The sequence below is a fragment of the Pseudomonas sp. Sample_10 genome, assembly GCF_004321495.1.
Taxonomy (GTDB): Bacteria; Pseudomonadota; Gammaproteobacteria; order Pseudomonadales; family Pseudomonadaceae; genus Aquipseudomonas.
The window spans coordinates 18634-29736 of sequence record NZ_RCOE01000031.1 but is presented as its reverse complement, the minus strand read 5'-3'; the positions used below and the strand labels follow the sequence as shown (position 1 = coordinate 29736).

Below are 11103 nucleotides of genomic sequence, written 5' to 3'. Positions count from 1 at the left end.
TGATCGTTCCCACGCTCTGCGTGGGAATGCCGCCCGGGACGCTCCGCGTCCCATCCGAAAGCCGAACGCGGAGCGTCCGTTGATGCATTCCCACGCGGAGCGTGGGAACGATCATGCTGTCACTCAGCCGTCGAAGGCTTCTCCCACAGATTGATCCCGCCCTCTTGGGCAAACCGATCGATCTCCGCCAGCTCCTCTGCACTGAAGCTCAAGTTCCGCAACGCCCCGACGTTCTCGATAATCTGCTCCGGCCGGCTCGCACCGATCAATGCCGAGGTCACCCGCGGGTCGCGCAGGGTCCAGGCCAGTGCCAGTTGCGCCAGGCTCTGACCGCGGCGCTTGGCGATTTCATTGAGTGCACGCACGTGGGCAATGTTGGCCTCGGACAGGTGCGAAGCCTGCAACGAACCGCCGCCCGGACGGTTGACCCGCGCGTCGCTCGGCACGCCGTTGAGGTATTTGTCGGTCAGCAAACCCTGAGCCAGCGGTGTAAAGGCAATCACGCCGGTGCCCAGTTCATCAGTGGTGTCGAGCAGGTCTTTTTCCACCCAGCGATTGAGCAGGTTGTAGGCCGGCTGATGGATCAACAACGGCACCTTCCACTCCTTGAGCAACGCCGCCATCTCACGGGTTTTCACCCCTGAGTACGACGAGATGCCGATGTACAACGCCTTGCCCTGCTGCACTGCCGTGGCCAATGCGCTGGCGGTTTCTTCCAGCGGCGTATCCGGGTCGAAGCGGTGCGAATAGAAAATGTCGACGTAGTCCAGGCCCAGACGCTGCAGGCTCTGGTCGAGGCTGGCCAGCACGTACTTGCGCGAACCGCCGCCCTGACCGTAAGGACCGGGCCACATGTCCCAACCGGCCTTGCTGGAGATGATCAACTCATCCCGGTACTGCTTGAAGTCTTCCCGCAGCAATCGACCGAAATTGATCTCGGCGCTGCCGTATGGCGGACCGTAGTTATTGGCCAGGTCGAAATGGTTGATGCCCAGGTCGAACGCCGTACGCAGCAGCGCCCGCTGGGTGTCGATCGGCGTGCTGTCGCCGAAGTTGTGCCACAGGCCCAGCGACAGCGCCGGCAGCACCAGACCGCTGCGACCAACGCGGCGGTAAGGAATGGAGTCGTAGCGGTTTTCGGCAGCGGTGTAAGTCATCGAATCCTCTCTTGTCTGTCTTGAATCTGGTCTCGACTGCTTCACCAGTCGCCCAGCATACCCTCAGACAACACCAGAAAACCCCGGATTCGACTAATTGCTGAAACGTTTCATATTTCTTTCGCCTAACCTTATGCCGACAATTCGCGCAGGGCTGCCGCCGCCAGAAAACCGGAGCGCGAACTGTAGCGTTGATCCCGTCTGACAGTCTGATCGATACGCTCAAGCAACTGTTCCGGCAACGTCGCATTGAAGCGCACTGACTTGCCGAAATAAGGCGTGATATCAAACTCAACTACCGCCCACACACCACCTGCGTAATCGGGATTTTCAAGGTGGGCATCAATCTCGCGTACCTGTGGCAATGGCTCGCCATCGGCTACCAACCCTTCGTAGTGCAGGGACAGCGCCTCTTTCACGCTTTCAAGTGCCTGCGCCACGGTGCTGCCGGCCGAGAAACAACCTGGCACATCAGGGACGATCACTCCGTAGTCCGAGTCGGCATCCTTGTGCAGAACAACCGGGAAATTCATTTCGATGAGCCCTTCATGTGATGTGTCCCTGCAGGGACTTTCGTATCCGGTGGCGGGCATCATTTGAGTCCCGCCTGTTTCAATATGCTGCTGATCGTTCCTTTCGGAAGATCCGAATCCGGGTGTTTGACCGTCACCCTCCCGGGCTTGCAGGGATGCTTGTACTGATGATGGCTTCCCCTTACGGCAACCAGATACTAACCATCGTCCTCGATCATCCTGATCATTTCCCGACTTCGCATTTCCTTCGCCTTTTTCCACAGCAATCGCTGCGTACTTTAAGCAGGTCGAAGTGGAAACAATACACACCATACACACTTGGAAAAATAATAGCCGATCTGGACGAAGTCGACTTTCCTCTCGGACCGGCGGCTACTGCGCTTTAGCAAACACCTCCCCCATCCAATCCACAAACACCCGGACCCGTGGCGACATGTGTCGGTTGTGCGGGTACAGCACTGAAATTGGCAGATAAGCGGGACTGGCGCAGGTGATCTGACGCAGGCGGGATGGTTTAACTATGCTCGCTGTATGGGGTTGAATCAGTAAAGGCTTGCCCGCGATGACGGCCTTTACGGCAACACACATTTAAATGGCGAAACCCACCATGCACACGACGATCATCATCACCTTTGGCCTGATTCTCCTGGCGCTGATGCTCTACATCGGCGAGAAAATCGGCTTCAGCCGCCAGATCCTGGCCTACAGCTTTATCGTGCTGTGGCTGGCGCTGACGTTGATCAACGGCGCAGTCGGCATCGTGCATGCCGGCCAGCCGTTAAGCACCGAGCTGGTGGTGGGAAGCGCCGTGTTCGGTATCCCGGTGGCGGCGCTCGTGTTGTTCATGGTGCTGACCACCGAGACCTGAGAGACCGATCAACGCACCAGGTGCAGGAACTGCATGTGCCGTTCGTACTGATCGAGGATGTCATTGATGATCTGCTCCTTGGTGTAGCCCACCAGATCGTAGTTCTGACTGCCCTCGCTCAAGTGCACTTCGGCCCGATAGTAGCGACGATTGTTGAGCTCCTTGGAGCCCATGCCACCCCGGGCAAACGACGGCGTGAAGTAGCCACGCATTTGCACCTGGTAGATAAACGGGTGTTCATCGCCGTGACCGATTTCCAGGCTGACGCTGTCGTTGACCGGCTCTGGATGGGTGATCACCTTGAGGCCCTTCTCGACGAATACCGCCGAGACCTCTTCGATCGCCGGGCGTACCGTCGTGTCGAGGAAGCGATACACCTCGTCCCGCGACGGAAAATGCACCGCCTGACTCAAGCGCTGACGCCAGCCACCGCGCCGCGAGCCGGACACCGGTGCCAGGGAATGCAGTTGCGCGATCTGTTTCTGCGATTCCAGATAAAACGCCTTGTGCAGGCCCCACATCATCAGCAGCAAAATCAGCGAGAACGGCAGCGAGGTCAGGACCACCGCTGACTTCAATGCGTCGATGCTGCCGGAGAACAGCAGCGCACTGGTCACCAGCGCCGTCATTGCTCCCCAGAACACCCGCAGCCATTTCGGCCCATCCTCATCCGGGTTGCCACCCTTGGCGGACAGGGTCGACAACACCACGGTGCCCGAGTCGGCGGAAGTGACGAAGAACACGAAGCTGATGAACACCGTGACCGCAATCACGGTTTTGCTCCACGGGTAGGTTTCCAGCAGCAGGTAGAGGGTCATCGAGGGGTTGTCGATGGCCGACATGCCCAGCGCGCTCATGCCGTGGTTGAGCACCTGGTCGATGGCGCTGTTGCCGAAGATCGACATCCACGCCAGGGTGAAACCCAGCGGAATCAACAGCACGCCGAAGACGAACTCGCGGATGGTCCGGCCACGGGAAATCCGCGCGATGAACAGGCCTACGAACGGCGACCATGCGATCCACCAGGCCCAATAGAACACGGTCCAGCCGCCCAGCCAGTCGCTGGGTTTGTCATAGGCGTAAAGGTCAAAACTCTTCATCGGCAAGGCGCCGAGATAATCACCGACGTTCTGGATCAGCGTATTGAGCAGATGCTGCGTGGGCCCTGCGAACAACACGAACAGCAGCAGCGCGCAGGCCAGCAACATGTTGATGTCGGACATCACCCGCACGCCTTTGTCGACGCCAGACACGGCGACGATGATCGCTGCGCCCATCATCAGCGTGATCAGCCCGACCTGAATCCACTGGGTATGGGCGATGCCGAACAGATAGTCCAGGCCGGAATTGAGGTGCAGCACGCCGAAGCCCATATCGGCACCGAGACCGAAGACCGTGGCGATGATGCCAAAGCCATCCACTGCATAACCGATAGGGCCGTTGATGCGTTTGCCGATCAGCGGATAGAGCGCCGAACGCAGCGCCAGTGGCAGGTTATGCCGATAGGCGAAATAGGCGAGCGCCATGCCGACAAAGGCAAACACACCCCAACCGTGCAGGCCCCAATGCAGAAACAGAATCTGCATGGCCTGGCGCGCCGCATCAGCGGTGCCCGCCTCGCCTTGGGGCGGCTGGAGCATATGGGTCAACGGTTCGGACACGCAGAAGAAGAACAGCGTGATGCTGATCCCGGCGGCGAACAGCATGCCGGCCCAGGACAGGTAACTGAATTCGGGCTCGTCGTGGTCGGCACCGAGTTTGATCTTGCCGTAGCCCGATAACGCGGTGACGACCACGAAGACCAGATACAGGGTCATCGCCAACATGTAGTACCAGCCGACCGTATTGGCCGCCCAGTTTTGCGCGGCCAGCAACCAGGCACCGGCCTGTTCGGGCATGGCAATGACCACGACGCCGAACAACAGAATGAAGCTCGCCGCAAAGTAAAACACCGGCGGATTCATGCGGACCAGGCCGCTTGAAGGAACGGACGATGCACTCATGAACGGTGCACCTCGAAGGGGGAAATCGTGGCTGTAGAAATCGGACTCAGCAAAGGCAAGCCTCCTGTTGTGAGCGGGCAGCGAACCACCGGTTTAACTTGAATGAACGTTCAAGTTAAACATGAATAGGCTGCTAAGGACTAATCGCAGGGCTGGGCGGTCGCGTAATTACGCTAGCTCAATGAGGGGTAGAAGGCGATCGTTCCCACGCTCTGCGTGGGAATGCAGCCCGTGACGCTCTGCGTCATTGCGGTGCCAGGCTTGAGATCGAGGCGCGAATCGGAACGCGGAGCGTCCCTGGAGGCATTCCCACGCGGAGCGTAGGAACGATCAATGGGGGGTAGGAGGCGATCGTTTTTGATCGTTCCTACGCTCTGCGTGGGAATGCAGCCCGTGACGCTCCGCGTCACTGCGGTGCCAGGCTTGAGATGGAGGCGTGAACCGGAACGCGGAGCGTCCCTGGAGGCGTTCCCACGCGGAGCGTGGGAACGATCATTGTGGCGCTTACTTTTGCGCTCCATCATCCAACTGCAAATTCGCCTGGGTCAGATTGCTACCCGCCGGCACGCTGCGGGTCAGCCAGACGTTGCCGCCAATGGTCGAGCCCTTGCCGATGGTGATCCGCCCGAGGATTGTCGCCCCGGCGTAAATCACCACGTCATCCTCGACGATCGGATGCCGCGCCTGGCCCTTCTGCAACTGACCGTCTTCATCCGCGGGAAAACGCTTGGCACCCAGCGTCACAGCCTGATAAATCCGCACGCGCTCGCCGATGATCGCGGTCTCGCCGATCACCACGCCGGTCCCGTGGTCGATGAAGAAACTACGGCCGATTTGCGCGCCCGGGTGAATGTCGATACCGGTTGCCGAATGAGCGATTTCTGCGCTGATCCGCGCCAGTAACGGCAGGCCGGCGCGATATAAATGATGGGCCAGACGATGGTGAATCACCGCCAGAATCCCCGGGTAGCACAGCAGCACTTCATCGACACTGCGCGCCGCCGGATCACCGTGATAGGCCGCCAACACGTCGGTGTCCAGCAGGCTGCGCAGCCCGGGCAGTGCCAGGGCGAAATCCTGAATGATCTGAATGGTTTTGCCTTCGACTTCAGCCTCGGCCTGGGCGCTGTGGCGCGCCGCATACCGCAGTTCGAGCCGTGCCTGCGCCAGCAACGCATTCAGCGCGACATCGAGGGTGTGGCCGACGTAGAAGTCTTCACTCTCTTCGCGCAAATCCACTGGCCCCAGACGCATCGGGAACAGCGCACCGCACAGGGCCTCGAGAATCTCCGCCATGGCCGCCCGGGACGGCAGCTCGCGCCCGCCCTGCTCGCCGCTGACGCGGCCGTTTTGTGCACGCCACTGATCACGGGCCGTGCGCAGTTGGCTGACGATGGTCTGCAATTGCCAATGGCTGGAACGCTCACTCACGGTAAAAACTCCTCACGGAGCGGCCGGACAGTCTGGCCGCGTCAACGGCGATTACTTTACGGCAAGGGCCTTGGGCCAAATTAAGAACCAATTGTGCTGTATCAAGCACCATCGGCTATAAGCGATTGACGGTTGCCCGGGGAAATTGGCGTGCCTATAGTCCTGACATCATTCACCGCCAGTACGGACCCATGATCAAACAACAGCTTGCCCGCTTTAACCGCCTCGACCTGCTCGGCCAGCCCACCGCCCTGGAAAAACTCGAACGCCTGTCGATGTGGCTGGGCCGCGATGTATACGTCAAACGCGATGACCTGACACCACTGGCAATGGGCGGCAACAAGCTGCGCAAACTCGAATACCTCGCCGCCGATGCCTTGGCCCAGGGCGCGGATACCTTGATCACCGCGGGCGCGCTGCAATCGAACCACGTACGCCAGACGGCCGCCATTGCCGCCAAGCTGGGCCTTGGCTGCGTAGCGTTGCTGGAAAACCCGCTTGGCACCGATGACGTCAATTACGTCGGCAACGGCAATCGGTTGTTGCTTGATCTGTTCCATACCAAAGTCGAGCGGGTGGAGAATCTCGATAATGCCGATGAGCAATTGCAGGCATTGGCCGCCCGCCTGCGCAACAACGGCAAAAAACCGTATCTGGTGCCCATCGGTGGCTCCAATGCATTGGGCGCGTTGGGTTACGTGCGCGCAGGCCTGGAACTGGCCGAGCAGATCAAGGACACCGGCCTGGACTTCGCCGCCGTCGTCCTGGCTTCCGGTAGCGCCGGAACCCATAGCGGTCTGGCGCTGGCGTTGAACGAAGCGTTGCCGCAGTTGCCAGTGATCGGCGTGACGGTTTCTCGCAGCGATGAAGATCAACGCCCGAAGGTTCAGGGTCTGGCCGAGCGCACTGCCGAGCTGCTGGGCATGTCGTTGCCGGCGAACTTCAAGGTCGAATTGTGGGACGAGTATTTCGCGCCGCGCTACGGTGAGCCGAATGCCGGGACGTTGGCGGCGGTAAAATTGCTGGCCAGTCAGGAAGGCCTGCTGCTTGACCCGGTCTACACTGGCAAAGCCATGGCCGGACTGCTGGATGGCATCGGACGTCAGCGTTTCGATGAGGGGCCGATCATCTTCCTGCACACCGGTGGGGCGCCGGCGTTGTTTGCCTATACAAGCTTTTTGCAGGACTAGAGATGGCTGATCGTTCCCACGCTCTGCGTGTGAACGCAGCCCGTGACGCTGCGCGTCACTGGACGCGGAGCCTCCCATGAGGCATTCCCACGGAGCGTGGGAACGATCACCCATTGCCGACCAATTATTCCATTAATGCATAACAAAAATAGAATTTATTATTTTCTAATCTAATAACGCCATCATATAGTCATGCCGCAGGCGAATTTGCTGCGAGACGCATAAGCTGCTTTAGGGCAGGATATCGCAGTCGTTCCAATCCCGAATTTGCCAACTTTCCTTAAGCGTCTTCCATAAGAAAACACAGGGGCTTGTCATGAATTTTTCCGCACTACGTCGAAATCTGCTGGTAGGTTCGCTGGGCCTGGCACTGAGCGCCGGCCTGATCGGCCAGGCGGTTGCCGGTGAGCAACTGCAACAAATCAAGGACAAAGGCGTAATCAACGTCGGCCTGGAAGGCACTTATCCACCGTTTAGCTTCGTCGACGAAAGCGGCAAGCTGTCGGGCTTCGAAGTCGAATTTTCTGAAGCGCTGGCCAAAGAGCTGGGCGTGAAGGTCAAGCTGCAACCGACCAAATGGGAAGGCATTCTGGCAGCCCTGGAATCCAAGCGTCTGGACGCCGTGATCAACCAGGTGACCATTACCGAAGAACGCAAGAAGAAGTATGACTTCTCCGAGCCGTACACCGTTTCCGGGATTCAGGCGCTGGTACTGACGAAAAAGGCCGCCGAGCTGAACATCAAGTCGGCTGCCGACCTGGGCGGCAAGAAAGTCGGCGTAGGCCTGGGCACCAACTACGAAGAGTGGGTAAAAGCCAACGTACCGACCGCTGACGTGCGCACCTACGAAGATGATCCAACCAAATTCCAGGACCTGCGCGTGGGCCGCATCGATGCCATCCTGATCGACCGTCTGGCCGCACTGGAATATGCCAAGAAGGCAAAAGACACCACCGCGGCAGGTGAAGCATTCTCCCGTCAGGAAGCCGGTATTGCCCTGCGCAAAGGCGAGCCTGAGCTGCTGGCTGCAGTGAACAAGGCTATCGACAAGCTGCGCGCCGACGGCACGTTGAAAAAGCTTTCGGAAAAATACTTCAACGCTGACGTCACTCAATAATGGAAGAAGCTTTTCAACTCGCACTCGATTCCCTGCCCTTCCTGCTCAAGGGCGCGTACTACACGGTCATCCTGAGCCTGGGCGGGATGTTCTTCGGTCTGGTGCTGGGCTTCGGCCTGGCACTGATGCGTCTGTCGCGCTTCAAGCTGGTGAGCTGGATCGCCCGTGTCTACGTATCGTTCTTTCGCGGCACGCCGTTGCTGGTGCAACTGTTCGTGATCTATTACGGCTTGCCGCAACTGGGCATGGAACTCGATCCACTGCCGGCGGCCCTGATCGGCTTTTCGCTGAACATGGCCGCCTACGCCTGTGAGATCCTGCGCGCCGCGATCAGCTCCATCGAGCGCGGTCAGTGGGAAGCTGCTGCCAGTATCGGCATGACCCGTGCGCAGACCCTGCGCCGGGCCATCCTGCCGCAGGCGATGCGCACCGCATTGCCGCCACTGGGCAACAGCTTCATTTCGCTGGTCAAGGACACCGCGCTGGCGGCCACCATTCAGGTGCCGGAGCTGTTCCGCCAGGCACAACTGATTACCGCCCGCACCTTCGAAGTGTTCACCATGTACCTTGCCGCCGCGCTGATCTACTGGATTCTGGCCACGGTGCTGTCGCACCTGCAGAACAAGTTGGAAGAGCGGGTCAATCGGCACGATCAGGAGTCCTGACCCCATGATTGTCGTGGAAAAACTGACAAAGCAGTTCAAGGGTCAAGTCGTGCTCAACGGCATCGATCTGCAAGTGAAAGAAGGCGAGGTCGTGGCGATCATCGGGCCTAGCGGCTCGGGCAAGACCACGTTCCTGCGTTGCCTGAATTTTCTGGAAGAGCCCACCAGTGGCCGGATCAAGGTCGGCGATATCGAGATCGATACCGGCCGCCCGTTGAACCAGCAACAAAGTCTGGTGCGCAACCTGCGCCAGCACGTGGGCTTCGTGTTTCAGAATTTCAACCTGTTCCCCCATCGCACAGCCCTGGAAAACGTTATCGAAGGCCCGATCATCGTCAAGAAGATCCCGCATGCCGACGCCGTCGCCCTGGGCAAGAAACTGTTGGCCAAGGTGGGCCTGGCGGGCAAGGAAGACGCTTATCCGCGCCGCCTCTCGGGCGGCCAGCAACAACGCGTGGCGATTGCCCGCGCGCTGGCGATGGAACCGGAAGTGATCCTGTTCGATGAACCGACCTCGGCACTTGACCCAGAGTTGGTCGGTGAAGTGTTGGCGACGATCCGCGGCCTGGCCGAAGAGAATCGCACGATGGTCATCGTGACCCACGAAATGGCTTTCGCCCGTGACGTGGCCAATCGCGTGGTGTTTTTCGACAAGGGTGTGATCGTCGAACAAGGCGAATCCAAGGCACTATTCGCCAATCCGAAAGAAGAACGCACGAAGCAGTTCCTCAGTAAATTCCTTAATAACTCACACAACTAACACCTTGGTAACACTGCCAACTTCCACGGACGGAAGTTGCGCCAACCGCCCGCCTGCGCATAACAAAATCAAAAAACCATAGTTAATATTTTGTGCGCATGCGCAGTACATATATATATATCCCGCAACAGACTTTCACTGCCAATTCCCCCGCATCCGCCAATGACCCGCCGCACGCCCTCCCCGCGCATCCAAGCCCGACTCACCCTGTATTTATAAGCATTTTCTACTCACCCATAGCGCTTCTTAACTTTAATGCGTAGGACTTTTCTGAATAACATCATATTCCAAGTCTAACTAACAATCGCTATTGACACTGATTCACCCGCACTCTTATCTAGTCACCAAGACGCGCCACCCGTTATTTAAAACAAAATAAGCAATTGCCTTTTTTACTCGCACTTGATGCATTTATTTTTCAGAAACGGACTTCGCTGCAACAACTTCAAGGAGACTCCATGAAAAACATTTCGAACCATCCCGAACTCGCAGCCCCAACCCTGGCGCAATCTCACAAAAGCGACATCAATATCGTATCGGCCTCGCACCTGCTGATCGATGTGCCGCCCTACCCTGCGATGGACGAAGGCGACCTCATCGAACTGTTCTGGGACAACTGCTACGTCGCCTCCAGGGTGGTCACGCCCGACGATGTAGGCCGTTCCGTCCACTTGCGCGTACCGGAGAGTTTCATTGCCAATGGCGCCTCGCGCATTCATTACCGGATCATGCAGATTGGCCGGGGGCCGGCGGTATCGGCTGTCGGACGCGTTCGGGTCAAGCTCGATTGTCCGGGTGGCGAACCTTCCAACCTGTGCGGCGACGAAAACCAACGCCTGGCCCCCGTGAGCATCCCTGAAACGATTCGCCGCCAGGGCGTGAATCCCAACCAGATCAAACGCGGCGTGCCGCTGACCATCGAGCCGTACCTGAACATGGCGGCGGACGACGAAATCACCCTGCGCTGGGGCGATGTGCGCATGGACTTGCCACGACTCAAGGCGAGCGACGTGGGCCAGCCGATCCAGGTATGGGTGCCGCCAGCGATCATTATCGAGGCGGGCGAGGATCTGCGACTGGAGGTGACTTATTGCATTCTCGACCGGGTCGGCAACAACTCACGGTGGGCGCCGGCACGTTCGTTGAAAATTGGTTGCGCCGGTTCGTGGCTGAAAGTCGCGAAAAAGCAACGACCCGAGGCCGCACAAGCGCGCTGTTGCTACAGCAGCAAGTGTTGCCCTGCGCACACCACCCCTTCTATATATATTCCTAAAAGTTAGTTCATAACTTTTTTATAAACGCTTAGGGTATATACACCGGACCACCGGACATTCTTGTTTTCTACGCCGCAGCGGCGTTTCCATGAGATGTGAGGTAGG

Annotated in this window: 11 protein-coding genes and 1 pseudogene; 6 read left to right on the top strand and 6 right to left on the bottom strand. The window is 58.6% G+C overall.

Translation table 11 applies throughout. The annotated features are described in order from the left end of the window. Positions 1-119: 119 nt before the first annotated feature. The 4 genes and pseudogenes from mgrA to D8U18_RS02175 form a co-directional block, all read right to left on the bottom strand. Positions 120-1157: an L-glyceraldehyde 3-phosphate reductase gene (mgrA, locus tag D8U18_RS02190; protein WP_130904501.1), complete on the bottom strand. Its 1038-nt coding sequence runs from the start codon at positions 1155-1157 to the stop codon at positions 120-122. Positions 1158-1288: 131 nt separating this feature from the next. Next, entirely contained in the window at positions 1289-1690 is a 402-nt protein-coding gene (locus D8U18_RS02185) for a type II toxin-antitoxin system HicB family antitoxin (protein ID WP_056852096.1), read from the bottom strand. A 59-nt stretch (positions 1691-1749) separates the two neighbouring features. Next, positions 1750-1884 (bottom strand): type II toxin-antitoxin system HicA family toxin, encoded by a 135-nt coding sequence (locus D8U18_RS02180; RefSeq protein ID WP_241664278.1) that lies wholly within the window; start codon positions 1882-1884, stop codon positions 1750-1752. A 178-nt stretch (positions 1885-2062) separates the two neighbouring features. Next, positions 2063-2161 (bottom strand): annotated as a pseudogene (locus D8U18_RS02175) (LysR family transcriptional regulator); the annotation flags it as partial. Between the two features lie 136 nt (positions 2162-2297). On the opposite strand from D8U18_RS02175, the gene D8U18_RS02170 reads away from it, so the two are divergent. Beyond that, complete coding sequence (locus tag D8U18_RS02170) at positions 2298-2558, top strand: hypothetical protein (protein ID WP_056852094.1); 261 nt, start codon at positions 2298-2300, stop codon at positions 2556-2558. 8 nt (positions 2559-2566) lie between these two features. Here D8U18_RS02170 and betT read toward each other — a convergent pair whose 3' ends face one another. Both betT and epsC read right to left on the bottom strand, forming a co-directional pair. Continuing rightward, positions 2567-4522, bottom strand: a complete 1956-nt coding sequence (gene betT / locus D8U18_RS02165; protein ID WP_177336547.1) for a choline transporter BetT — start codon at positions 4520-4522, stop codon at positions 2567-2569. A 543-nt stretch (positions 4523-5065) separates the two neighbouring features. Then, a complete protein-coding gene (gene epsC / locus D8U18_RS02160; RefSeq protein WP_056852092.1) occupies positions 5066-5992 on the bottom strand; it encodes a serine O-acetyltransferase EpsC in 927 nt (308 codons plus the stop codon). Between the two features lie 191 nt (positions 5993-6183). Here epsC and D8U18_RS02155 point away from each other — a divergent pair, with 191 nt between their 5' ends. The 5 genes from D8U18_RS02155 to D8U18_RS02135 all read left to right on the top strand — a co-directional run bounded on the left by D8U18_RS02155 (position 6184) and on the right by D8U18_RS02135 (position 11004). Then, positions 6184-7182 (top strand): D-cysteine desulfhydrase, encoded by a 999-nt coding sequence (locus D8U18_RS02155; RefSeq protein WP_130904502.1) that lies wholly within the window; start codon positions 6184-6186, stop codon positions 7180-7182. A 316-nt stretch (positions 7183-7498) separates the two neighbouring features. Continuing rightward, entirely contained in the window at positions 7499-8299 is an 801-nt protein-coding gene (gene tcyJ / locus D8U18_RS02150) for a cystine ABC transporter substrate-binding protein (RefSeq protein WP_056852090.1), read from the top strand. Beyond that, positions 8299-8964 carry a cystine ABC transporter permease gene (tcyL, locus tag D8U18_RS02145; protein WP_056852089.1) on the top strand — a complete coding sequence of 222 codons (666 nt, stop codon included), beginning with the start codon at positions 8299-8301 and terminating at the stop codon, positions 8962-8964. The genes tcyJ and tcyL overlap by 1 nt, the downstream gene beginning before the upstream one ends. Before the next feature lie 4 nt (positions 8965-8968). Further along, positions 8969-9724 (top strand): L-cystine ABC transporter ATP-binding protein TcyN, encoded by a 756-nt coding sequence (gene tcyN, locus D8U18_RS02140; protein ID WP_056852088.1) that lies wholly within the window; start codon positions 8969-8971, stop codon positions 9722-9724. Between the two features lie 458 nt (positions 9725-10182). Beyond that, positions 10183-11004 carry a hypothetical protein gene (locus tag D8U18_RS02135; protein ID WP_241664277.1) on the top strand — a complete coding sequence of 274 codons (822 nt, stop codon included), beginning with the start codon at positions 10183-10185 and terminating at the stop codon, positions 11002-11004. The last annotated feature ends 99 nt before the right edge of the window (positions 11005-11103 follow it).

Coding starts and splice junctions, on each gene's coding strand:
- D8U18_RS02135 (WP_241664277.1), top strand. CDS start 10,183: ATGAAAAACATTTCGAACCATCCCGAACTCGCAGCCCCAACCCTGGCG.
- mgrA (WP_130904501.1), bottom strand. CDS start 1,157: ATGACTTACACCGCTGCCGAAAACCGCTACGACTCCATTCCTTACCGC.
- betT (WP_177336547.1), bottom strand. CDS start 4,522: ATGAATCCGCCGGTGTTTTACTTTGCGGCGAGCTTCATTCTGTTGTTC.
- D8U18_RS02170 (WP_056852094.1), top strand. CDS start 2,298: ATGCACACGACGATCATCATCACCTTTGGCCTGATTCTCCTGGCGCTG.
- D8U18_RS02155 (WP_130904502.1), top strand. CDS start 6,184: ATGATCAAACAACAGCTTGCCCGCTTTAACCGCCTCGACCTGCTCGGC.
- tcyJ (WP_056852090.1), top strand. CDS start 7,499: ATGAATTTTTCCGCACTACGTCGAAATCTGCTGGTAGGTTCGCTGGGC.
- D8U18_RS02185 (WP_056852096.1), bottom strand. CDS start 1,690: ATGAATTTCCCGGTTGTTCTGCACAAGGATGCCGACTCGGACTACGGA.
- tcyN (WP_056852088.1), top strand. CDS start 8,969: ATGATTGTCGTGGAAAAACTGACAAAGCAGTTCAAGGGTCAAGTCGTG.
- tcyL (WP_056852089.1), top strand. CDS start 8,299: ATGGAAGAAGCTTTTCAACTCGCACTCGATTCCCTGCCCTTCCTGCTC.